Here is a 21,208-nt window from a genome sequence, read left to right on the forward strand (position 1 = left end):
CCAGCGCGCGCAGCGTCACGTGCCAAGCTCGATCACAACGCTGCGCCTGCTGCTGAGCGTCGCACTCGCAAGCGCCCTGGGTCATTGCCCGCATTGCCATTGGATAAGTCCGAGACTAAACTTATGACACAGTAAGACTAGCTGAACGTAATCCCGGCCCACCGCACACGGCCTATGACCGCAAAGTCCCGACCGCTACTTTCCATGTCGTGAATATCAAAGGGCTCGTAAGCCGGGTTGTGGCTGCTCACGCGCAACACCTTGCCCGGCAAGCGTTGCAGCTTTTTGACCAGCAAGGCGCCGTCGAGCCCGACGATGTGGATGCCTTCGTTCAGCACCTGGGTATCTCGACGGTCTGTCAGCAAGGTGTCCCTGGCGTGCAACCACGGCTCCATGGAAACGCCCACCATCGCCGACAACGCGATGTCGTTGTGCTCAATGTTCAAACCCTGCCGGATGAATCCGGCGTCGAAAGGCTGCATTGCAAGCACCGAAGAGACATCATCGAACGCGGCTTTGCCGGTTGAACCTTTGATGTCGAACAGCGGGACATGAACAAAGCCGTCCGCCTCAACCGCCCGCACGCCGCTGACCACTCTTGCGATGAGTTGGGCATGGGCGTGCGGCTCACCTTCAAGTAAATGGGTGGACGTGGTGTTGTATTCACGGGCAAGCACCTCCAGTTCGAAGGCGTCCGGCAGGCTGTCGCCGCGCTCAATGTTCCAGATCGTGTTGCGGTGCACGCCGACCGTGGCGGCTACCTCCGCAATTTCTTTCGAGCCGCGCGCCAATTTGCAGCGCTCGCCGAACCGGCGCATGTAGGCCGCGCGGGCTTCGCTTCGCACGGACTTGACGCCCGCCCGGTCGGTTGCCGCAGCAGCATGGTGCAGGTACCAGGCAATGGGCTCTTCGACAGACAAGGCCGCCTGTTGCCTGACAGGGTAGGTTCCGATCAACCCCGGCGGGGTCGGCGCTGTTTCTTTTGTGTCCATGAACACTATTCTGAATTCTGATAGAGTAAAAAGCAAATTTCAGGTAAAAAATCTAGAATAAATACATAAGAAACGCCAAAATTCCTTTATTTTGAGCAATACGGTTGACTTGCACCGCATTTTTTCCATAATCATGCCCATGGGCACAAAAAAATCGACATCCATACAGGAGGATATGCATCCCGCGGATGTGGTGGCAGCCTTGCACAAGCGCGGTACCAGTCTGCGGAAAATTGCCCGGGAAAATGGATACAGCCATATCCAGCGCGTCCTCACCAGCCCGTGGCTTGCGGCGGAGCAGCTGGTCGCCAGGGCGCTGGATAAAAAGCCCGAGGACCTTTGGCCCTCGCGGTATGTCAACCCCTCTGACCGGGTCCTGGCTTTTCGGCAGACACGAAAAATCGCAGTCACCATGCCCTTCAAGCGCAGGCAAACGACGCCGGCGGGCGGCGTATGAACTGGTCTTCACTTGCCGTGCTGGCAAGCGCGCGTGATGTCCGGTAGGCCGCACGGCTTGCAGGTGGCGCCTTGCAATGGCCTCACGCCGGATGTGTGTGCTCTGTGGCTGATGCTCAAAACCGGCGGCGGCTGGTGGACAGCGGCACGGCTGACGCCTAGCTGGCACCCGACCTTTCAGCCACATGAGGTTCAGCAGGCCCTGGATGCGCTGGAAGCCGGCGGGTATATTGAAAGCCGCGATCAGGCGGGCGACCGCATTTATGGCGTCAGCCCGGCTTGCGAAGCGCCGCCCGACGATGTGCCGCAGGCCGGCCATATGGCCTTGCACGAGCGGCCAGCGGTGCATGTGGGCACACATTCTCCAGCCGGCTGGGAGGAAAACCAACTGGGCGCCAGCGCCTCTGCCGCTGGGCCGTGAGGTTTTCTCCGTGTCGCGTGCGCGCGTGCTCCCTATGAAGCCGCGCAGTCCTCGCTTTCAGTTTTCGGGCAATTGTTTTTTTAAAGCGCCAGGATGTTCTGGCCCACAATTGCCGTCATGCGCAAACATTTTTCCGAAACCACCGGCCCGCAGCGCCTGATCTACGGCCTGGCCGCCGGGGTGGGTGTGGCCTTGCTGCCGGTGCCGACCACTTTGCCGTTTCGCGCCCTGCTGGGCTGGTGCGTCGGCGCGGCGGTGTATCTGGTGCTGGCCTGGTGGCTGGCCGAGGTGTTCGACTCCAAAAACACCCGCCAGCGCGCCCAGGCGCAGGACGAGCCCAGCGTGGTGATCTTTGGGGTGATGGTGCTGGCGGTGCTGGCCTGCGTCGCCAGCGTCACGCTGATGCTGCAGCAGGTCAAGGAAATGAGTGGCAATGAGCGTGTGCTGCACATGGCGCTGGCGATGCTGGCGCTGGCGCTGTCGTGGCTGTTCATCCATACGATTTTTGCGTTTCGATATGCACACCGTTATTACCAGGAAGAAAAGCGCAAGGAGCCCGACGGTCCGGGGCTGGTGTTTCCGAAGCAGCCTGACCCCGACTACTTCGACTTCCTGTATTACTCGTTTGTGATCGGCATGACCTCGCAGGTGTCGGACGTGCAGGTCAGCTCGCGCGAGATGCGGCGGCTGACCCTGGGCCACGGCATTTTGTCCTTCGCCTTCAATGTGCTGATCGTCGCGCTGACCATCAACGTCGTCGCCGGGTCGGTCTGAATTGTCAACGCTCGTTGATCTGCTTCTTGAGCGCCATTTTCTCCGCACGGCGCAGGGCGGCGGCGGACTTCTGATGGGAACCGGCCTTGCGCTGCAACGCTGGTGCGACCAGCGGATTGCGCGGCTTGGGCGCCGGCAGCTTGAGCTTGATCTTGCGGGCGGAAGTCATCGCCCGAGTTTAAGCAATCCGGTGGACAGCGCGGTGCCGAAGATGATCACCACCGCGCACAGCAGCATCCACAGCGTGACTGCCTCGCCGAGGAAAACCACGCCGTAAAACACCGCGAATACCGGCACCACAAAGGTCACGGCCAGCGCGCGCGCCGGGCCGGCAGTTTCAATGAGCCGGAAATAGAGGACGTAGGCGATGCCGGTGCACAGGACGCCGACCACCAGCAGCGCCAACCAGGCGCCGCTGCCGGGCTGGCGCGCTGGCCACAGCCAGGCTGCGGGCAGGGCCAGGCCGAGAGTCGCGCCGATCTGGCTGCCAGCGGCGGTGACCAGCGGCGGCAGGCCGGTGAGGTAACGCTTGGCATAACTGGCCGACAGCGCGTAACAGACGCAGGCCAGCAGGCAGGCCAGCACGGCCCAGCCGGGGGCGATGCCCGAGGCGTCGGGCTTGAAGGTGGCCTTGTCCCAGGCCAGCATCGCCACGCCGCCAAAACCGATCAACAGGCCGAGAACGCGCGAGGCGGTAGGGTGGTCCTTCAGCCAGAACCACGCGACGATGGCGCCGAACATCGGCACGCTGGCGTTGAGGATGGCCGACAGCCCGGTGGTGATCGACAGCAGGGCAAAAGCAAAACACGCAAACGGAATGCCGGAGTTGAACAGCCCGACCAGGAACACACGGCGCCAGTTCTTCATCAGCGCCGCGCCGTGACCGCGCAGCAGCACCAGCGGCAGCAGAAAGGCCGCAGCAATCGCCACGCGCACGGCGGCGGTCGGCAACGGGCCGAAATCCACCACGGCGATACGCATGAACAGAAAGGACGAGCCCCAGATGGCCGCCAGCAACACGAAATCGCTGAGCCAGGCCTTGTTTTTCAGAGCGGGTAGCGCAACACTCACCGGGCACCCTCAAGGGCCACACCCTCCAGTTTGAGCAGGGCGCTTTTGCGCTCCAGGCCGCCGGCATACCCGGTCAACGCCCCGTCGGCACCCATCACGCGGTGACAGGGCACGATGATGCTGACCGGGTTGCGGCCCACCGCTGCGCCCACGGCGCGCACGGCGGCCGGCTTGCCGATGCGCGCGCTGATCTCGCTGTAGCTGGCGGTGCCGCCCTGCGGGATTTTCAGCAGAACCTGCCACACCGATTGCTGAAAGGCCGTGCCGTAGGCCAGATCCAGCGGCACATCAAATTGCGTGCGTTGGCCGGCGAAGTATTCGCCGAGTTGCCGGATGACTTGTTGCAGCACCGGGTGGTTTGGGTCGCTGGGCCACGTGGTCGTGCGCCGCGAAGCGACAAAGGTGGGGGCCAACAGTTCTTGTGGGAGGTGCCGCTGGCCGTCGAACCAAAGTCCGGCCAGGCCCTTGTCGGTGGCCGCGATGATGATGCTGCCCAGCGGGCTCTCGTGGCGCGTCTGGACGATGGGGTTGACGAATTTCATGGTGATCTCCTGGAAGTGTCTCTCATTGAGAGGTATCGGCTTCTCAGCCCTGCGGGCTGTCGTCAAGGTTTTATAGAAGGTTTTTGGGCTCCAGCCCTTTGCGGACGGGTTCGGACAGCTATCAATTCAGTAGCGTTTGACGGGGTGGCTGCGGCCTCCATCGCACCGCTCCAGGCGCGTATCACGGCGTAACTGCGCCAGGGCTTCCAGGCCAGCGAGGCCTGCTCGGCTTCCTTCGCTGGATTTTTCAGGCCCTGCACACCGAGTGCCTTGTGCAGCGCCACGTCGCCGGCCGGAAAGGCATCTGGCCAGCGCAGCGCGCGCATGGCGATGTATTGCGCGGTCCAGTCGCCGATGCCGGGCAACTCTTTCAGCGCGGCAACAGTGGCATTCACATCCGCACCGCCATGCAGTTGCACCCGTTTTTCTGCCACCGCTTTAGCAATACCGACAATCGCCGCCTGCCGCTGCCTGCCGATGCCAAGCTGGCCCAACACATCGCCGCTGGCCTGCGCCAGCACGGCGGCCGACGGAAACAGGCGCGTCAGGCCGGGCCAAGGTGTTTGAATCGGCTCGCCGAGTTTGTCGACCATGCGCTGCGCCAGCGTGCGTGCTGCCGCCACGGTGATCTGCTGGCCCAGCACGGCGCGCACCGCCAGCTCGTAGCCGTCCATCGCGCCGGGAACACGCAGGCCGTCGCCACCGGGGAAACTGTCGTGCAGCACCGCGTTGATGGCCTGGGGGTCGGCGTCCAGGTCCAGCATGGCGCGCACCCGGCGTATCACCAGCGGCAACACTTCGCGCAAGGAGTCGCTGATGCGCAGCGCCACATGGCAGCGGCTTTCGTCAAAGCTCGCCATCAGCCAGCCGGCGTGGACCTTGCCGCCCGCCTCGACGCGGAAAGTGCGCCCCATGCGGGGGCCAGCCGCGCTCTCATCGACACATTCAATCGCATGGATCTGCCGTTTTTTAAAGAAGCCGATCATGGCCGCTACGTCGTAGGGCGGGCGGTAGCCGAGTTTGACGGTGATGCCTTGGTCCGACGGTGTGTTGCCCTGGCGCCGCAACTGCGTCGGGTTCAGGCCGTAGTGGCCGACAAAGGCGGCGTTGAAGCGGCGCACGCTCGCATAACCGCTGATCAGCGCAACCTGTGTGATCGGCAGCGCGGTGTCGGCCAGCAACTGCTTGGCCGTCAGCAGGCGGCGCGTTTGCAGGTACTGCATGGGCGAGACGCCAAATTGGGTCTCGAAAATGCGCCGGACGTGGCGGTCGCTGACACCGAGTTTTGCAGACAGCAATTCGACCGAAGGCGTTGCATCTCCCCAAGCCTCGGGCTCATCGAGAAGGCGCGCGGCCTGGTGCGCCAGGATGTAGCTGGCGTCCTGAATCGACCAGACCACCGAATGCGGCGCCAGTTCGGGCCGGCAGCGCAGGCAGGGCCGAAAGCCAGCGTTTTCTGCCTGCGCTGCATGGCCGAAGAAGCGGCAGTTTTCGCGCTTGGGTGTTTTCACGCTGCAGACCGGCCGGCAGTAGATGCCGGTGGAGGTCACGCCGGTGAAAAAACTGCCGTCAAAACGCGCGTCCCGCGTCTTCAGCGCGAGGTAGCAGGCGTCATCGGCGAGCAAGGCGTTGTCCGTGGTCATGGCTGAATCATACGTTGCAGGCCGGTTCAGACTAGCCGTTTTCGGACATCTTCCCCGCCCACCCCCGCGCCTACAATCAGTGCGCTACAGCAACCCCAGGAAGGCCCCATCCATGCAGGTGAACCCCTCGATTTTCAAGGCTTACGACATCCGCGGTGTCGTGCCTTCCACCGTCAACGAAGCCATGGCCGAAGCACTGGGCCGCGCTTTCGGCGCCAGTGCGCTGGCGCAGGGCGAGGCCACGGTGGCCGTGGGCCGCGATGGCCGGGTCAGCGGGCCTGCGCTCAGCGCGGCGCTGGTCCGTGGCCTGGTCGCCAGCGGCGTCGATGTGGTCGATGTCGGTATGGTCACCACGCCCATGCTTTATTTCGCGGCCAGTACGCTGGCGAATTCCGGCATCCAGATCACTGGCAGCCACAACCCCAAGGACTACAACGGCTTCAAAATGGTGATGGCCGGCCGCGCCATTTACGGCGACGAGATCCAGGGCCTGCGCCAGCGCATGGAAGCCGACGACAGCGCTGTACCGGCGCGCAGCGGAAAAGTCACCCTCGTCAACGTGCTCGCGCCTTACCGCGACCGCATCGTCTCTGACATTAAGCTGGCGCGGCCCATGAAGGTCGTGATCGACTCCGGCAACGGCATTGCCGGCGCTTCTGCCCCCGGCATCTTCCGCGCGCTTGGCTGCGAGGTGACCGAGCTGTTCAGCGAGGTGGATGGCGACTTTCCCAACCACCACCCGGACCCGAGCAAGCCGGAGAACCTGAAAGACCTGATCACCGCGCTGCAGGCCGGCGACGCCGAGCTGGGCCTGGCCTTCGACGGCGACGGCGACCGCCTGGGCATCGTCACGCGTGACGGCCAGAACATCTACCCGGATCGCCAGATGATGCTGTTTGCGCGCGATGTGCTTGCGCGTGTTCCGGGCGGCACCATCGTCTATGACGTGAAATGTTCGCAGCGACTGGCGCCCGAGATCACAGCGGCCGGTGGCGTGCCCATGATGTACAAGACCGGCCACTCGCTGATCAAGGCGAAGATGAAAGAAGTCAACTCCCCGCTGGGCGGAGAGATGAGCGGCCACATCTTTTTCAAGGAGCGCTGGTTCGGCTTCGACGACGGCACCTATGCCGGCGCACGCCTGCTGGAGATCCTGAGCAAGGTGGCCGATGTGGGCGCGTTGCTCAATGGTCTGCCGACCAGTTTCAGCACGCCCGAGCTCAACGTGGCCTGCAAGGAGGGCGAGCCGCACATGGTGGTGGCGCAACTCATCAAAATAGCCTCTTTTGCGGCGCCGGCAAAGATCAGCACGATTGATGGTGTGCGCGTTGACTGGCCCGACGGCTTCGGCCTGATCCGCGCGTCCAACACCACGCCGGTGCTGGTGCTGCGTTTTGAAGGGCACACCGAGGCGGCGCTCAAACGCATCGAGACCGACATGCTCAAGCTGTTACGCAGTGTCAAGCCGGATGCGAATTTTTCCGCTCCCGCACATTGAGCCCGCTTGCTGTCATCCCGGGCTCGACCCGGGATCCATGTTTCGAACTCCCGGCTGCGCGACGATGGATTGCGGGTCAAGCCCGCAATGACATTCAGTGAAGATTCTTCTGGTCAAACTCTCGTCGCTCGGCGACGTGGTGCACACGCTGCCTGTGGTGCAGGACATCCTGGCCGCACATCCTGCGGCGCAGATCGACTGGGTGGTGGAAAAGGCCTTTGCGCCGCTGCTGGCCCCGCTGCGGGGTGCGGGGCTGCAGCGCGTCATTCCCTGCGAGCTGCGTCGCTGGCGCCAATCGCCCTTCAGTGCGGCCACGCGCAGCGCGTGGCGCGCCTTCCGGCGCGAGTTGCAAAGCCAGCACTACGACGCGGTGATTGACCTGCAGGGGCTGACCAAGTCAGCGCTGGTTGCCTGGCTGGCGCGGCTGGCGCCTGGCGGCAAGCGTTACGCCATGGCCAACCAGACCGAAGGCTCGGGCTACGAGGCGCCAACACGCTGGGTGGCGGATGTGGCGATTGCCCTGGCGCCGCACAGCCACGCCGTAGTGCGTGGGCGCGAGCTGTGCGCGCGTGCGCTGGGCTACACCCCGGCGGAGCGTCCCGGTTATGGGCTCAATCGCTCTCCAGCCCATGTCGGGTGGACGCGGATTGCTCCTGAAACAATAGCGTTCGTACATGGCAGCTCGCGCCCCGACAAGCTCTGGCCGCTTGAACATTGGCTGGCGCTGGGGCGGCAACTGAATGCCCAGGGTTATCTGATCGCGCTGCCGCATGGCAGCGACGACGAACTGGCGATTAGCCAGGCGATTGCTCAGGGCTTGAACACCGGCGAAGAAAAAGCGGTCGTAAATGCAGTCGTGTTGCCCCGGCTTGCGCTGGACGAGCTCACGCAACAGCTCGCGCAGTGCGCCGGCGTCATCGGCGTGGACAGTGGGCTCAGCCACATCGCCGTGGCGCTCGACTTGCCGCATGTACAGATCTACAACTTCGACACCGCCTGGCGCACCGGGCCGCTGCCGGATTCCACCGGGGAAGAGGGCGCTCGCCAGCTCAGCGTCTTCGCACAAGCTTCGCCGTCGGTCAGCCAGGTGTGGAATGCCTGGCTCACCTGTCAGCCAGCGCGTGCACATGCCCTTGGGGAGACGACGTGATGGAGCGCTTCATCCGCAAGCTCTATTCGCTGCTGATGTGGGCCGCCCAGCCTTTTCTGCGGCGCAAGCTGTCGCGCCGGGGCCAGGCCGAGGCTGGTTACCTGGAAGCGGTGGACGAGCGCTTCGGCTTTTACACGCAGCCAGCCGAAGCGGGTTCTGAACTGGTTTGGGTGCATGCGGTGTCGCTGGGCGAAACGCGCACCGCCGGCATATTGATCGACGCGCTGCGCGGCCGGTGGCCGGGCCTGCGCGTGCTGCTGACCCATGGCACGGCCACTGGCCGCGCCGAGGGCGCCGGGCTGCTGCGGGGCGGCGACGTGCAGGTCTGGCAGCCCTGGGACAGCGAGGCCGCCGTCGCGCGTTTTTTCATGCACTTCAAGCCGCGCCTGGGCCTGCTGATGGAAACAGAGGTCTGGCCCAACACCGTGGCCAGCGCGCAGGCGCGCGGCGTGCCGCTGGCGCTGGTCAATGCGCGCCTGTCGGGCAAATCGCTGCAGCAGGCCGCCCGCATCGCGCCGCTGTCGCGCCCGGCCTATGCGGGCCTGGCGGCGGTGTACGCCCAGAGCGACAGCGATGCCGAGCGCCTGCGCGAGCTGGGGGCCACGGTGCAGGGCGTGTTTGGCAACCTCAAGTTCGACGCCACGCCGGACGCAGCGCAGCAGGCGCAGGGCCGGCAGTGGCGCCAGGCGCTGGGCCAGCCGGTGCTGATGCTTGCCAGCTCGCGCGAAGGCGAGGAAGACGATTTTCTCAAGCAAATAGTGGCTCTGGCCCTTTCCACACGGGCGCAACCAGCTATCAATACCGTAGCAGGCGCACACGTTCAGGTCCTCATCGTGCCGCGCCATCCGCAGCGCTTTGACGAGGTGCAGGCGCTGGTTGAAAAACATGGGCTCTCCGTCGCGCGCCGCTCGGCCTGGGGCGGCGAGCCGCAGACCGCCGATGTCTGGCTCGGCGACTCACTCGGCGAGATGGCGCTTTATTACGCGCTGAGCGACGTGGCCTTGCTGGGCGGCAGTTTTGCACCGCTGGGCGGGCAGAACCTGATTGAGGCCGCTGCCTGCAGCTGCCCCGTGATCATGGGCCCGCACACCTTCAACTTCGCCGAGGTGTCCGAACTGGCGGAAGCGGCCGGCGCCGCGCGCCGCGTGGCAGACATGGACGAGGCGGTGCGCAGCGCCCGCGCCCTGCTGGCCCGGCCGACCACGCAGCAAGCGGCCGCAGCGGCCAGCCTGACGTTTGCGGCGCAGCACCGCGGCGCGGCGGCCAACACGGTGCAGGCACTCGCGCATTTTCTGAAAGCCTGAGTTCGTGGCAGAACCACTGGTCAACCAATACGGCGCCGATGTGCCCAAGGCCATCGCGCGCATGATCACGGCGGTGCAACCGGCCTTCGATGCGCGCAAGTTTGTCGCCGATGCACTCACCGGTTATGACGGGCTGGCCCTGATGCCGCGCGGCAAGCACATTGCGCAGGCGCTGCACCGGCATTTGCCGCCCGACTACGCTAAGGCCATCAACATCCTGCTCGCCTCGCTGGACCAGCCGCATGGCCGGGGCGAAGGCCTCAGCATGGCGTCTTTCCTCTACCTGCCGCACACCCTGTTCGTCGCGCAGTTCGGACTCGATCATTTTGAAGACTCGATGCGCGCGCAACACGCGCTGACCCAGCGCTTCACGGCTGAGTTCAGCATCCGAGCCTTTCTGCACAAACACGAAGCCCCCACACTGGCGCGCTTCAGGCAGTGGGCGACGGACCCGAGCGAGCATGTGCGCCGCCTGGTGTCCGAAGGCAGCCGCCCGCGCCTGCCCTGGGCCAGCCGCCTGTCGGCCTTCCAGAAAAATCCCGCGCCCGTGCTGGCGCTGCTGGAGCTGCTCAAGGACGACCCAGCCCTCTACGTGCGCCGCTCGGTCGCCAACAACCTCAACGACATCGGCAAAGACCACCCAGCCGTGCTGGCGCAGACAGCAAAGCAGTGGCTCAAGGGCGCGAGCGACGAGCGCCGCTGGATCGTGCAGCACGCGTTACGCTCAGCCGTCAAGCGCGGCGAGGCCGGCGCGTTGTCTGTACTGGGCTTCGGTAAAAGCGCCGAGGTCGACGTGTCGAACGCACGCATCACGCCCACGCGCGTAGTGATGGGTGAAAAAGTGAACATCGCCTTCGACGTTTCCAACACCAGCGGGAAGGCGCAGGAAGTGCTGGTGGACTTCTGCATCCACTACGTCAAGGCCAGCGGCAAGACCAGTGCGAAGGTGTTCAAGCTCAAGGTGCTGGAGTTGGCGCCGAAAGAAACGGTGCGGCTGAGCAAGACGGTATCCACTGCAGAGATGACCACGCGCAAGCATCATGCGGGGCTGCATCGGGTGGAGGTGCTGCTGAATGGGCAGGCGAGGGCGCTGGGGGTGTTTGAGTTGGTGGCCGGCGCCTGAGCAATTAGGCTAGCTATCGACAGTCTTGGATGGTCGATAGGCAGCCGATGTGACTGTTTTCGAGAAAAAGCTGAATTAGCACGCGCTCAACTGTTGGGGCTCGACATGCACGCAAAGGTAGCGCAATAGTGACTACACGATCTCCACTAAACTCAGGCGGCGCTGGGTCGGCGTCTGGGCAGACGCCGGGACGTGATCGAAAAACAAAGAGTAAGAAGTTGCTGCTCTAAGTATTTGACCGCCAGGACGAGGCTGGGCGACATTGCCTGATCGATCAGTTATAGGCCTCAGCCACAGCAGATCGTTGAAGAACGATATTTTTGCTTGAATGAAAACTTCAATAAGACGTGAGGAATGCAGCATGGCAAAGACCCAACTCAAAAAAATAACAATTGAAAAATTTCGTGCATTGAATAACGTCGAAGTTGAGTTCGGTGATTACATCACGGTTATTTGTGGGAAGAACGGGACATCCAAGTCCTCAATCCTTGGGATCGCAGCGCAAATTTTCAGCTTTGAAAAAGACTACGTCACTGGATCAAACCTCCGCGGCTTCAAGCAAATCAGCGGTAAGGGCTTCAAGTCGCAGTACAAAGAGCACATCCGAATATCTGAAGAATTTGATGTGCCAGGTTCCTTATCCGCCAGCATTCTTCTACACGAGGGGTACACCGATCAGGGCGCAACAGCCAATTTGGAGTTGATGACACGGACGGACGACGAGACCAAAAAAATATTGCCTCGCCCTGTCATCAGGAAAAACAGCACGGCTACGGGAAATACAAGCAGGAACTTCACGCATCCTGTGATTTTTTTGAGCTTGAAGCGTTTGTACCCAATTGCCGATCGCGACTACAAAGCAATTGACTTCGATTATTTGAAAGCCCACGAGCAGGAGTTCATTGCGCTGACCAACGAGTTACTCAACCGCAGCTCGACTCAAGCTACTGGCACGCATGGAACAATCACTTCTGCCGTGGCCCACGGTGACAACTACAACCATGAGTCGGTCTCGGCGGGCGAGGACAATGCGGGTCAGATCATCATGGCGCTACTGTCGTTCAAGAAGCTCAAAGCAGAATATGCCGACTACAAAGGCGGTTTGCTGCTGATGGATGAGGCTGATGCTGGCTTGTTTCCAACCGCCCAAGTCAACCTGCTGAAGATTTTTGAACGTGAATGCAGGAAGCTCAATTTGCAGGTGGTTATGACATCTCACTCCCCAGTCATGATCGAGTACGCATACGAACAGAGTCAGCATGAACACAGCAAGAAATTCAAGACCGTCTATCTGAGCAACACATACGGATCTGTTCAGGTCATACAGGATTGGTCTTGGGCGAAAATCAGTGCCGACATCCATACGAGAACTGTCAGCGCAGGACCAACGACAACCCTGCCAAGCGTCAATGTTTATTTCGAAGACAAAGAAGCAGAGAACTTTTTCGATGCATTAATAAGTAGGCAGCCGGTTAAAAAATTCACCATCGCAATGTCAGAAGTTACGCTTGGGTGTACCAATTACGTGAATCTAATAAAAAACAAGGTGCCCGAGTTCACTGAGAAGAGTGTGATTTGTCTTGACTCAGATGCGCATTCACACATTAAAGGAAAAAACTACAAAACTATTGTTCTTTTACCCGGCGAATTTCCACCTGATCAGTTAATTTTTCAGCACCTATACAACCTTCCTGCCAAAGATGGTTTTTGGCAGAATGAGTTGCAATTCACCCGCGATGTGTTCACCAATGCAGCACGGGACACAACCAATGAGCTGAAAATTACGGGCTCCAAGGTTGATCTCGGTGAACGTATCAAAGCGTACGAGGGCGCACTCAAGCCACGTGACATTTTCAAGAAGTTCTACAAAGGCGATGAAGTGCAGAAAGTGCTGAGCTGTGGAACTAAGCCTTACGGCGCATGGAAGCATTGGATCGACACCAATCCAGTGTTAGTCAACCAGTTCTTGGAGCAATTCAAGGCCACAATCTACGGTGTCATGAAAAACGGTTATGCCGTAGACGATGCCAAACTCACCACCTTGAAAGTCACGTTGAAGAAGGTGCCCCATGTTCTCAAATAGGCTTTACAGCCCACTGCGCTACCCCGGTGGCAAAGCGCCTTTTGCGCCGTTCATCGCCAAGGTGATGGAAGTCAATGGCGTTGCGGGTGGGCATTACCTAGAGCCCTACGCGGGCGGCGCAGGGGTTGCCCTCGATCTGCTGTTTCAGGGACATGCACGCCACATTCATATCAACGATGCAGACCCCGCAGTGTTTGCGTTTTGGGTCTCTGTGACGCAGCATTCTGAAGAATTGCTTGAGCTGCTTGCATCAACCCCCATCGCCATCGAGGAATGGTTTAAGTGGCGCTCGGTACTCCGTGAAGACTGTCAAGCCAGCTTGGTCGAGAAGGGGTTTGCCACGTTGTTCATGAACAGAACCAACCGTTCCGGCATTTTGAAAGCGGGCGTCATTGGCGGGAAGAGTCAGGAAGGTGCCTACAAGCTGGATGCTCGCTTCAAGAAGGAGGTCATTGCTGCACGGATTGTGGAGATCGCTAAACGGTCGAAAGACATCACCGTGTACGGCGAAGATTCTTTGGCTCTTCTGAAACGCTGCAAAGAGTTTCTGCCAGAAAAGTCGCTTATCTATCTTGACCCTCCTTACTATGTCAAAGGCAAGGGGCTGTACCGCAACTATTATGAGCACGACGATCACGTTGCGATCGCGAAAACTATCAAGGCTAAAGGCTTCAAGCGGCATTGGGTCGTGTCTTATGACAATGCAGACGAAATCCGCGCCATGTATCAACTCGTCAACACGAAAACATACGGGCTTAACTACACGGCTCAACGGCGCTATGTAGGCAATGAGGTCATGTTTTTCAGCCAAGACCTAATTGTTTCTGATGATGGTATCCCTCAGACAAAAAAAGTCGCTTGATTAATAGTTGGGCGTTCATCGCGCTCTGGCCGGACTCCCAGGCGCATGCACCACCATCAACCCAGCCACCCACTCAATAAACACTCGCAGCTTCGCACTGACATGCCGGCTAGGCGCAAACGCAATGTACAGCGGCATCGGATCTAAGCGCCAGCCTTCGAACAACGGCACCAGCTCACCGCTGGCCAGGTGCGCCCTGGCCATGTACTGCGGCAGCCAGAGTACGCCCAGCCCTGCCAGGCCGGCTGCCAGGTAGGCGTTGCCGTCATCGACTGACAATGCGTAACGCCCTTGCACCTGGGCGCTTTCGCCATCCAGGTGCATGGTGTACCCAAGGGTTTTGCCGGTGCGCGCCCACAGGAGGCCCACGATGCGGTGATGCGTGTCCTCCAGCTCTCGCGGGTGCAGGGGTGTGCCGGCACGCGCCAGGTAGCTCGGTGCAGCGTAGACGCCGAGCTGAAAATCGCCGATGAGGCGGGCCATCAGCGACGTTTTGCCGAGGGTTGGCTTGCTTTGACGCGCTGTAGTTCGCTACTTATTTGATAGCTATTGGCGCTTAAGGGGCGGAGGCTGGAGGCCGATTTGATGCCTAATGCCGATCCATCGTCCTGAGGAGTTCTCATCCCGCACTGTTCATGAATGAAAACGGGCTCCGGCCCTTTGGGTACGGGCGTGACCAGCTACTGAATGGATAGCGAATTAGTCGGCCCATACATTCAACGGGCGTGCTCCCGGGCCATCAGCACGTCCGAATTGCATTCGGTACCTGAAAATGGTACCATTTAACAATGAAGCGACGGCATCAGCGAATTGTTGAATTGATCTTTTCGCGGCCGACGAGCGGCAATGTCCAGTGGCGCGATGTTGAGGGCCTCTTCATTGAACTGGGCGCAGAAATTGAAGAACGAGCAGGCAGCCGGGTTTCTGTCTTTTTGTTTGATGAGGTGCGGGTCTTTCACCGTCCACATCCATCACCCAACACGGACAAAGGCGCGGTGGCCGCGATTCGCAAATGGCTGGAACAACACGGAGTCGAACCATGAACGTAATGACTGTTGACGACTATCACGCAACGATTGAATTTGACCCTGATCTTGACTTGTTCAGGGGGGAGATTCTCGGCCTTAACGGTGGTGCGGACTTTTACGGGAAGAATCCGAAGGAACTTCGTGCGGAGTTCAAGCGCTCGCTTCAGGTGTTTCTTGAGGTTTGTGCGGAGAAGGGGATTGAGCCAAAGCGTCATTTTTCTGGCAAATTTAATTTGCGGATTTCACCGCAGTTGCACGAAAAGCTCGCTATTGCGGCGCAGGCAAAAGGCAAAAGCATCAACACTTTGGCGCAAGAGGCTTTGCAGGAAAGTTTCGCGTGAATGGGCGACAAGGTAACTGGTCATTTTCATCGGTCGGTTCTGTCGGGCGATGAATTTTGATTCAAGCCATACCAGCGGATGAAAAAACGCACCCGCTACATTACTGCACCAACAGCGAATTGACCAGCAGCAAATCTTCCGGCGTCAGCGTGCCATTGGCCTGGCGCAGCTTCAGGCCACCCACCAGCACGTTGTAGCGTGCCACGGCCAGGTCGCGCTTGGTCTGGAACAGCTGGCTTTGTGCATTGAGCACGTCGATGTTGATACGCACACCGACCTGGTAGCCCAGCTTGTTGGCGTCCAGTGCGCTCTGGCTGGACGCCTCGGCGGCTTCCAGTGCCTTGACCTGGCCCTGGCCCGACAACACGCCGAAGAAGGCGGTGCGGGTGCCCAGGGCAACGCCGCGTTTGGCGCCTTCCAGGTCGGTGCGTGCCTTTTCTTCCAGAGACAGGGTTTCACGAATCCGGTTTTGCGTGGCAAAACCGGCAAACAGCGGCAGGTTCAGCGCCAGCCCGATGGTGGTGCTGTTGCTGCGTGAGTTCAGGGTGCTGATTGCGCTGCCTTGCGGGTTGCGCTGCACGCCGTAGCTGGCGGTCAGGTCCACCGTCGGCTTGTGGCCGGCCTCGGCCTTGTTGATTTCAAGTTTGGCGACCTCGAGGTTGGCTTGCGCCTGTTTGATGGTGGGGTGAAAGTCTTCGGACTGGCGTACCCACGCCGCCACGTCGTTGGGCACCAGTGGCGGCAGGGCAACCGGCACCAGCAGGCCTTTGGGCTGCGCGTCGGTTTTGCCGACCAGCTGGTCCAGCGCAATTTTCTTCACGCGCAAATCGTTTTCGGCGGCGATCTCCTGGGCAATCACCAGGTCGAACCTGGCCTGCGCCTCGCGCGAGTCGGTAATGGTGGAGGTACCCACTTCGAAGTTGCGTTTGGCTGATGCCAGTTGTTCCGCCACCGCCGCCTTTTGCGCGCGCACAAAGGCCAGCGTGTCCTGCGCGGCCAGTACATCAAAATAGGACTGGCTGGTGCGCACAATCAGGTCCTGCTCGGCGGCCTCCAGCTGGGCTTTGGACAACTCCACCTGCTGCTTGCCCTGTTCATACGTGGCCCAGTTGCCGGGCCGGTACAGCGGTTGCGAGGCATTGAAGCTGGCGGTCTGTGCGTTGAAGCTGCGGTCAGTCACCGGGTTGTTGTTTTCAAAATTGGTGCGGTTCATGCCCGCCGACAGCCCGGCAGTGGGCAGGACGCCGGCCTTGGCCTGGTCGGCTTTGGCCAGATTCGCCTGGTACAGCGAGCGCGACGACTGGTAGGCGGCGTCGTAGCCGCGTGCCGAGCGGTACAGCTCCACCAGGTTCTGCGCTTGCGCGGCGGGCGCCAGCGCCGCCAGCACTGTGCCGAGTGCAAGGGCCAGCGGCAGCAAGGCCGGTTTTTTGAGTAGCGTCGTCATGGGTGTCCTGATGAAATGTAGGGGGAGTGCGTGTGGGACGGCAATTCAATACATTGGCACGGCGGTGTCGCGTTGCTTGGACCAGGCATCGATGCCGCCGTGGAGGTTCACCACGTCGGTGAAGCCGCTTTGCGCCAGGAAGTTGGCGACCTGCAGGCTGCGCATGCCGTGGTGGCACAGGCAGGCCACGGGCTGGTCGGCGCCAAACTGCTCCTTCAATTGTTCGACACGGGCCGGAACCTCGCGCATGGGAATGCGCAGCAGCGTGAAGCCGTCCTCGGTCACCGAAGCGGTTTGCAGCTCCCAGGGCTCGCGCACGTCCAGCACCACCGGTGCGGGAGCATCCGCGTCCAGGCCGTCGCGCCAGGCGTTGAAGTCGGCAGGAGAGAGCTGGGCAATCATGGGCGGTGCTTTGTGCGAAAAAATCAGAAGTTGAACTTGGAAGGTTCGGGGAAGTTGAGCAGGCGCGGCGCCACCGTGTCCCAGCCCTGGGTGGTGCGGAAGGCGGCCTCACCGACGCGGGTCACCAGCGTGGCGCGCATCATGGGCTCAAAGCCGACGATGGCACTGAGCCGGCCGCCAATTTTGAGCATGGCCAGCAGGGCGGGCGGCACCTCGGCGACCGAGCCGCTGAGCACGATCACGTCGAAGGGGCCGCTCAGCGGGTCGCTGCTGGAGACGGCCTGGCCGAGTTTGGCTGCACCATCACCGGTGCGCACTTCAGCGTTGTAGACGCCGGCTTTCTTGAGGTTGTTGCGCGCGAGCTGCGCCAGATCGGCGTCGATCTCGAGCGTGATCACCTGCTGCGCACGGTGCGCCAGCAGGGCCGCCATGTAGCCGGAGCCGGCGCCGATCTCGAGGACTTTTTCATGTTTTTGCACCGCCAGGTCTTGCAAGATACGCGCCTCGACCTTGGGGGCCAGCATGCATTGGCCGGGTTTGGAGCTTAGCGGAATTTCCATGTCGGCAAAGCCCAGCGCCTTTTTGGCTGGCGGCACAAAATCTTCGCGCTTGACCACCGCCAGCAGGGAAAGAACCTGGCTGTCCAGCACTTCCCAGGGGCGGATTTGCTGCTCGATCATGTTGAAGCGGGCTTGTTCGTAGTTCATGGTGTGGCCTGTGAAATATCGGGGTGAGGAATTGCGGGTAAACCTGTGATTTTAAGGGCGGGCCACTGCGGCTTCGGGCAGGGCGCGCCGGCCAGTGAGGCGGCGTTTGAGCCATTGCGCCAGGTCGTCGAGGTAGCAATAAGTGACCGGCACCACCACCAGCGTCAGCAGCGACGACGTGATGACGCCACCGATCACGGCCTGGCCCATGGGGGCGCGCTGCTCCGAGCCTTCGGTCAGCGCAAAGGCCAGCGGCACCATGCCGAAAATCATGGCCAGCGTGGTCATCAGGATGGGGCGCAGCCGCACGCGGGCGGCGACCAGCAGGGCCTCGCTGCGTTCCATGCCCGGGATGTGGCGGCCGTCCGTTTCCGTCCGGTCTTGCCTCATCCGGATCGCAAAGTCCACCAGCAGGATGGCATTTTTGGTGACCAGCCCCATCAGCATGACGACACCGATGATGGAGAACATCGACAGCGTCGAGCGAAACAGCAGCAGCGCCAGCACCACGCCGATCAGCGTCAGCGGCAGCGAGGTCATCAGCGCCAGCGGCTGCAGGAAACTCTTGAACTGGCTGGCCAGGATCATGTAGATGAACAAAATGGCCAACACGAGGGCGGAGATCGCATAACCAAAAGACTCGGCCATGTTTTTGGTCGACCCGCCGAACTGGTAGCGGTAGCCGGGCGGGAAGCTGATGCCGTCGAGCGCTGTGCGGATGTCATTGGACACCTCGCCGGCCGATCGCTTGTAGACATTGGCATTGATGGCCACTTCACGCGTCAGGTCGCGCCGGTTGATCTGGTTCGGCCCGGTCGCCTCCTTCACTGTGGCGAGCTGGCCCAGGCGCACCGTGCGGGCCGAGCCGTCGGCATTGCTGCCGATGGCGCTGCTCAAAAAGGGCAGGCGCTCCAGGTCTTGCGGGGCGTTCCTTGCGTCGGGCGACAGGCGCACGTTCACGTCGTAGGTCTGGTCGTCGGGCGCGCGCCAGTTGCCCACGGTCTGCCCGGCCACCAGAGTGCGCAGCGCACCGGCAATTTGCGACACGCTCAGGCCCAGGTCGGACGCGATATCACGTTTGACATCAATCTCGATGGTCGGCTTGTCGGGCTTGAGGCTGGAGTCCAGGTCCACCAGGCCGGGGATGGCCCTGATGCGTTCGGTCGCCAGCCGGGTCAGCCGTTCCAGCTCCTTCAGGTCGGGGCCCTGCAGCGAAAACTCCACCTGCTTGTTGCCGCCAACGGAGTCGAGCAGGCCGACGTGGGTGACGGTGATGCCGGCCACCTGTTTGAGACGCTCACGCAGCACGCCCGAGAGCTCATCGACGCTGCGGCTGCGCGCCTTGCGGTCGACCAGGCGCACATACATGCTGGCGTACATTTTTCCCTGGGCGCTGCCGGTGTTGATGGTGGCCAGCGTGTACTTCACCTCCGGGAACTCGCGCACGATGGATTCGACCTGGGCGGTTTTGGCCTCGGTGGCTTCGAGCGAAGAACCGACCGGTGTGTAAAACGTCAGCGAGGTTTCCGAGAAGTCGGCCTTGGGCACAAACTCCGTGCCCAGCAGCGGCACCATGAAGATGCTGGTGATGAAGATGACCAGGGCCAACCCGAGGGTGGCCAGCTTGTGTAGCAGCGACCAGCGCAGGATGCGCTGGTAGGTCTCGGCCAGCGAGTCGGTGGCGCGCTCGAACCAGCCGGTGACGCGGCCTATGGTTTTGTCGTACCAGTTTTTCCGACCGTCCTGCGCTTGTCGAAGGATGCTCGGGTCGTGCCAGATGCTCGACAGCATGGGGTCCAGTGTGAAGCTGACAAACATCGAGATCAGCACCGCCGCCACGATGGTGATGCCGAACTCATGGAAAAACTTGCCGATGATGCCGCCCATGAAACCGATGGGCAGAAACACCGCGACGATGGAGAAGGTGGTGGCCAGCACCGCCAAGCCGATCTCCTGCGTGCCGTCGAGTGAGGCCTGGTAGGGCAACTTGCCCATTTGCACATGGCGCACGATGTTCTCGCGCACCACAATCGCGTCGTCAATCAGCAGGCCCACACACAGGCTCAGCGCCATCAGCGTGATCATGTTGATGGTGAAGCCAAACAGGTTCATGAACAAAAACGTGCCGATGATAGAGATCGGCAAGGTCAGGCCGGTGATCACCGTCGAGCGCCAGGAGTTCAGGAACAGGAAGACGATCAGCACCGTCAGCAGCGCGCCTTCGATCAGCGTGCGGCGGACGTTTTCGACGGCGACGCGGATCGGGCGTGAACCGTCGGAAACCAGCTCCAGGCGCATGCCCGCTGGCAGTTGGGCCTGGATGTCCTTGATGGACTGGTTCAGGCCATCGACCACCGCGATGGTGTTTTCGTCCTGGGCCTTTTGCACCGTCAACAGCAAGGTGCGCTGGCCGTTGTACAGCGCCAGGTTGTCGATCTCCTGCGAGCCGTCACGCACGCTGGCGACCTGCCCAACCGTCACCGCCGTGGCAGCGCCAGTGGCGGACGCCTTGCGCGCTACGATGATGTTGGCGAAGTCTTCTGGCCGCTTCATGCGGGCGTCGATCTTGACCACACGCTCTTGTGCGAGAGAACGGATGGCGCCGACCGGCAGGTCCTGGTTTTCGCTGCGCACCGCATTGGCAACCTGGTCGGCCGTGATGCCCAGCGCTTCCATGGCCTGCGGGTTCAGGTAAATGTTGATCTCGCGTTTGCTGCCGCCCACCAGGTTGACCGCGCCCACGCCGCGCACATTTTCCAGCCGCTTTTTCAGCACCTGGTCGGCCCAGTTGGTGAGTTCCACGGCGGTGGGAGGCGCGGGCGCTGCGCCGCTGCTGGCTGCTGATGGCGGACATTTTTCCGACGGGCCGCCCCTAGGAAAAATAGCCCCCTCAGGGGGCAGCGCAGCACACGCAGTGGCAAGCGTGGGGGCCGCTAACACCGCCACCGACCAGATGGCCCGACTGGCCGGGTCGAAGCGCAGCACGCGGGGTTCTTTCACCTCATCGCGCAGCAGCGGGCGCAGCGAGGCAATCTTCTCGCGCACGTCTTCGGCGGCCTTGCGTCCGTCGATGTGCAACTGAAACTCAATGATGACGATCGCCATACCTTCGTAGCTGCGCGAGGTCAGGGCGTTGATGCCGGCAATCGCATTGACGCCTTCCTCGATCTTCTTGGTGACTTCGCTTTCAACAATCTCGGGCGAGGCGCCGGGGTACTCTGTGGTGACCACCACCACCGGAAAATCAATGTTCGGGAACTGGTCAACCTGCAGCCGCTGATAGGAAAACAGGCCCAGCACCACGATGGCCAGCATGACCATGGTGGCGAACACTGGGTTTTGCAGACTGACGCGGGTGAACCACATC

Annotated in this window: 20 protein-coding genes and 1 pseudogene; 11 read left to right on the forward strand and 10 right to left on the reverse strand. The window is 61.4% G+C overall.

The annotated features are described in order from the left end of the window. Positions 1 to 137 precede the first annotated feature (137 nt). A complete protein-coding gene (locus Q8O29_RS16910) occupies positions 138 to 992 on the reverse strand; it encodes a LexA family transcriptional regulator (RefSeq protein ID WP_305564890.1) in 855 nt (284 codons plus the stop codon). A 139-nt stretch (positions 993 to 1,131) separates the two neighbouring features. Between Q8O29_RS16910 and Q8O29_RS16915 the strand changes: the two genes are divergently transcribed. The 3 genes from Q8O29_RS16915 to Q8O29_RS16925 all read left to right on the forward strand — a co-directional run bounded on the left by Q8O29_RS16915 (position 1,132) and on the right by Q8O29_RS16925 (position 2,643). Then, positions 1,132 to 1,449, forward strand: coding sequence for a helix-turn-helix transcriptional regulator (locus Q8O29_RS16915; protein WP_305564892.1), 318 nt, complete (start codon positions 1,132 to 1,134; stop codon positions 1,447 to 1,449). A 36-nt stretch (positions 1,450 to 1,485) separates the two neighbouring features. Continuing rightward, positions 1,486 to 1,869 carry a hypothetical protein gene (locus Q8O29_RS16920; protein WP_305564894.1) on the forward strand — a complete coding sequence of 128 codons (384 nt, stop codon included), beginning with the start codon at positions 1,486 to 1,488 and terminating at the stop codon, positions 1,867 to 1,869. A gap of 117 nt (positions 1,870 to 1,986) precedes the next feature. After that, positions 1,987 to 2,643, forward strand: a complete 657-nt coding sequence (locus tag Q8O29_RS16925) for a DUF1345 domain-containing protein (RefSeq protein ID WP_305564896.1) — start codon at positions 1,987 to 1,989, stop codon at positions 2,641 to 2,643. Positions 2,644 to 2,647: 4 nt separating this feature from the next. Here the strand turns inward: Q8O29_RS16925 and Q8O29_RS16930 are convergent, their stop codons facing one another. The 4 genes from Q8O29_RS16930 to Q8O29_RS16945 form a co-directional block, all read right to left on the reverse strand. Continuing rightward, the gene (locus tag Q8O29_RS16930) at positions 2,648 to 2,812 is read right to left on the reverse strand and encodes a hypothetical protein (protein WP_305564898.1); all 165 of its coding nucleotides are present in this window, start codon (positions 2,810 to 2,812) and stop codon (positions 2,648 to 2,650) included. Further along, positions 2,809 to 3,714, reverse strand: a complete 906-nt coding sequence (locus Q8O29_RS16935; protein ID WP_305564900.1) for a DMT family transporter — start codon at positions 3,712 to 3,714, stop codon at positions 2,809 to 2,811. Before Q8O29_RS16935 ends, Q8O29_RS16930 begins: the two co-directional genes overlap by 4 nt. Continuing rightward, positions 3,711 to 4,256, reverse strand: a complete 546-nt coding sequence (locus Q8O29_RS16940; protein WP_305564902.1) for a methylated-DNA--[protein]-cysteine S-methyltransferase — start codon at positions 4,254 to 4,256, stop codon at positions 3,711 to 3,713. Before Q8O29_RS16940 ends, Q8O29_RS16935 begins: the two co-directional genes overlap by 4 nt. Positions 4,257 to 4,318: 62 nt before the next feature. Further along, positions 4,319 to 5,899 (reverse strand): DNA-3-methyladenine glycosylase 2 family protein, encoded by a 1,581-nt coding sequence (locus Q8O29_RS16945; RefSeq protein WP_305564904.1) that lies wholly within the window; start codon positions 5,897 to 5,899, stop codon positions 4,319 to 4,321. A gap of 112 nt (positions 5,900 to 6,011) precedes the next feature. Here Q8O29_RS16945 and Q8O29_RS16950 point away from each other — a divergent pair, with 112 nt between their 5' ends. From Q8O29_RS16950 to Q8O29_RS16975, 6 genes are all read left to right on the forward strand, one after another. Continuing rightward, entirely contained in the window at positions 6,012 to 7,397 is a 1,386-nt protein-coding gene (locus Q8O29_RS16950) for a phosphomannomutase/phosphoglucomutase (protein ID WP_305564906.1), read from the forward strand. Positions 7,398 to 7,494: 97 nt separating this feature from the next. Continuing rightward, the gene (gene waaC, locus Q8O29_RS16955) at positions 7,495 to 8,547 is read left to right on the forward strand and encodes a lipopolysaccharide heptosyltransferase I (RefSeq protein ID WP_305564908.1); all 1,053 of its coding nucleotides are present in this window, start codon (positions 7,495 to 7,497) and stop codon (positions 8,545 to 8,547) included. Beyond that, positions 8,547 to 9,851 carry a 3-deoxy-D-manno-octulosonic acid transferase gene (locus tag Q8O29_RS16960; protein WP_305564910.1) on the forward strand — a complete coding sequence of 435 codons (1,305 nt, stop codon included), beginning with the start codon at positions 8,547 to 8,549 and terminating at the stop codon, positions 9,849 to 9,851. The genes waaC and Q8O29_RS16960 overlap by 1 nt, the downstream gene beginning before the upstream one ends. 4 nt (positions 9,852 to 9,855) lie before the next feature. Beyond that, positions 9,856 to 10,974 (forward strand): DNA alkylation repair protein, encoded by a 1,119-nt coding sequence (locus Q8O29_RS16965; RefSeq protein ID WP_305564912.1) that lies wholly within the window; start codon positions 9,856 to 9,858, stop codon positions 10,972 to 10,974. Between the two features lie 361 nt (positions 10,975 to 11,335). After that, positions 11,336 to 13,057, forward strand: coding sequence for an AAA family ATPase (locus Q8O29_RS16970; protein ID WP_305564914.1), 1,722 nt, complete (start codon positions 11,336 to 11,338; stop codon positions 13,055 to 13,057). After that, the gene (locus tag Q8O29_RS16975) at positions 13,044 to 13,919 is read left to right on the forward strand and encodes a DNA adenine methylase (protein WP_305564916.1); all 876 of its coding nucleotides are present in this window, start codon (positions 13,044 to 13,046) and stop codon (positions 13,917 to 13,919) included. Before Q8O29_RS16970 ends, Q8O29_RS16975 begins: the two co-directional genes overlap by 14 nt. A 15-nt stretch (positions 13,920 to 13,934) precedes the next feature. Here Q8O29_RS16975 and Q8O29_RS16980 read toward each other — a convergent pair. Beyond that, positions 13,935 to 14,408: pseudogene (locus Q8O29_RS16980) on the reverse strand (LysR substrate-binding domain-containing protein); the annotation flags it as partial. Between the two features lie 299 nt (positions 14,409 to 14,707). On the opposite strand from Q8O29_RS16980, the gene Q8O29_RS16985 reads away from it, so the two are divergent. Both Q8O29_RS16985 and Q8O29_RS16990 read left to right on the forward strand, forming a co-directional pair. Continuing rightward, entirely contained in the window at positions 14,708 to 14,962 is a 255-nt protein-coding gene (locus tag Q8O29_RS16985; protein WP_305564918.1) for a type II toxin-antitoxin system HicA family toxin, read from the forward strand. Beyond that, positions 14,959 to 15,288, forward strand: a complete 330-nt coding sequence (locus tag Q8O29_RS16990) for a type II toxin-antitoxin system HicB family antitoxin (protein ID WP_305564920.1) — start codon at positions 14,959 to 14,961, stop codon at positions 15,286 to 15,288. Before Q8O29_RS16985 ends, Q8O29_RS16990 begins: the two co-directional genes overlap by 4 nt. Before the next feature lie 100 nt (positions 15,289 to 15,388). Here the strand turns inward: Q8O29_RS16990 and Q8O29_RS16995 are convergent, their stop codons facing one another. The 4 genes from Q8O29_RS16995 to Q8O29_RS17010 are packed head-to-tail and all read right to left on the reverse strand — an operon-like array spanning position 15,389 to position 21,207. Beyond that, on the reverse strand, positions 15,389 to 16,732 hold the full coding sequence (locus tag Q8O29_RS16995) for a TolC family outer membrane protein (RefSeq protein WP_305564922.1): 1,344 nt from the start codon (positions 16,730 to 16,732) through the stop codon (positions 15,389 to 15,391). Between the two features lie 45 nt (positions 16,733 to 16,777). Next, positions 16,778 to 17,134: a rhodanese-like domain-containing protein gene (locus tag Q8O29_RS17000; protein WP_305564923.1), complete on the reverse strand. Its 357-nt coding sequence runs from the start codon at positions 17,132 to 17,134 to the stop codon at positions 16,778 to 16,780. A 23-nt stretch (positions 17,135 to 17,157) separates the two neighbouring features. Further along, complete coding sequence (locus tag Q8O29_RS17005) at positions 17,158 to 17,841, reverse strand: protein-L-isoaspartate O-methyltransferase (protein ID WP_305564925.1); 684 nt, start codon at positions 17,839 to 17,841, stop codon at positions 17,158 to 17,160. A gap of 51 nt (positions 17,842 to 17,892) precedes the next feature. Then, the gene (locus tag Q8O29_RS17010) at positions 17,893 to 21,207 is read right to left on the reverse strand and encodes an efflux RND transporter permease subunit (protein ID WP_305564927.1); all 3,315 of its coding nucleotides are present in this window, start codon (positions 21,205 to 21,207) and stop codon (positions 17,893 to 17,895) included. Between the last annotated feature and the right edge of the window lies 1 nt (position 21,208).

The organism is Polaromonas sp., from assembly GCF_030689685.1.
In the GTDB taxonomy this organism is placed as follows: Bacteria; Pseudomonadota; Gammaproteobacteria; order Burkholderiales; family Burkholderiaceae_C; genus Polaromonas.

Bases quoted from the DNA above. Each gene is read 5' to 3' on its own strand.
- Q8O29_RS16910 (WP_305564890.1), bottom strand. From the start codon at position 992: ATGGACACAAAAGAAACAGCGCCGACCCCGCCGGGGTTGATCGGAACC.
- Q8O29_RS16915 (WP_305564892.1), top strand. From the start codon at position 1,132: ATGGGCACAAAAAAATCGACATCCATACAGGAGGATATGCATCCCGCG.
- Q8O29_RS16920 (WP_305564894.1), top strand. From the start codon at position 1,486: ATGTCCGGTAGGCCGCACGGCTTGCAGGTGGCGCCTTGCAATGGCCTC.
- Q8O29_RS16925 (WP_305564896.1), top strand. From the start codon at position 1,987: ATGCGCAAACATTTTTCCGAAACCACCGGCCCGCAGCGCCTGATCTAC.
- Q8O29_RS16930 (WP_305564898.1), bottom strand. From the start codon at position 2,812: ATGACTTCCGCCCGCAAGATCAAGCTCAAGCTGCCGGCGCCCAAGCCG.
- Q8O29_RS16940 (WP_305564902.1), bottom strand. From the start codon at position 4,256: ATGAAATTCGTCAACCCCATCGTCCAGACGCGCCACGAGAGCCCGCTG.
- Q8O29_RS16945 (WP_305564904.1), bottom strand. From the start codon at position 5,899: ATGACCACGGACAACGCCTTGCTCGCCGATGACGCCTGCTACCTCGCG.
- Q8O29_RS16950 (WP_305564906.1), top strand. From the start codon at position 6,012: ATGCAGGTGAACCCCTCGATTTTCAAGGCTTACGACATCCGCGGTGTC.
- Q8O29_RS16960 (WP_305564910.1), top strand. From the start codon at position 8,547: ATGGAGCGCTTCATCCGCAAGCTCTATTCGCTGCTGATGTGGGCCGCC.
- Q8O29_RS16970 (WP_305564914.1), top strand. From the start codon at position 11,336: ATGGCAAAGACCCAACTCAAAAAAATAACAATTGAAAAATTTCGTGCA.
- Q8O29_RS16975 (WP_305564916.1), top strand. From the start codon at position 13,044: ATGTTCTCAAATAGGCTTTACAGCCCACTGCGCTACCCCGGTGGCAAA.
- Q8O29_RS16985 (WP_305564918.1), top strand. From the start codon at position 14,708: ATGAAGCGACGGCATCAGCGAATTGTTGAATTGATCTTTTCGCGGCCG.
- Q8O29_RS16990 (WP_305564920.1), top strand. From the start codon at position 14,959: ATGAACGTAATGACTGTTGACGACTATCACGCAACGATTGAATTTGAC.
- Q8O29_RS16995 (WP_305564922.1), bottom strand. From the start codon at position 16,732: ATGACGACGCTACTCAAAAAACCGGCCTTGCTGCCGCTGGCCCTTGCA.
- Q8O29_RS17000 (WP_305564923.1), bottom strand. From the start codon at position 17,134: ATGATTGCCCAGCTCTCTCCTGCCGACTTCAACGCCTGGCGCGACGGC.
- Q8O29_RS17005 (WP_305564925.1), bottom strand. From the start codon at position 17,841: ATGAACTACGAACAAGCCCGCTTCAACATGATCGAGCAGCAAATCCGC.
- Q8O29_RS17010 (WP_305564927.1), bottom strand. From the start codon at position 21,207: ATGTGGTTCACCCGCGTCAGTCTGCAAAACCCAGTGTTCGCCACCATG.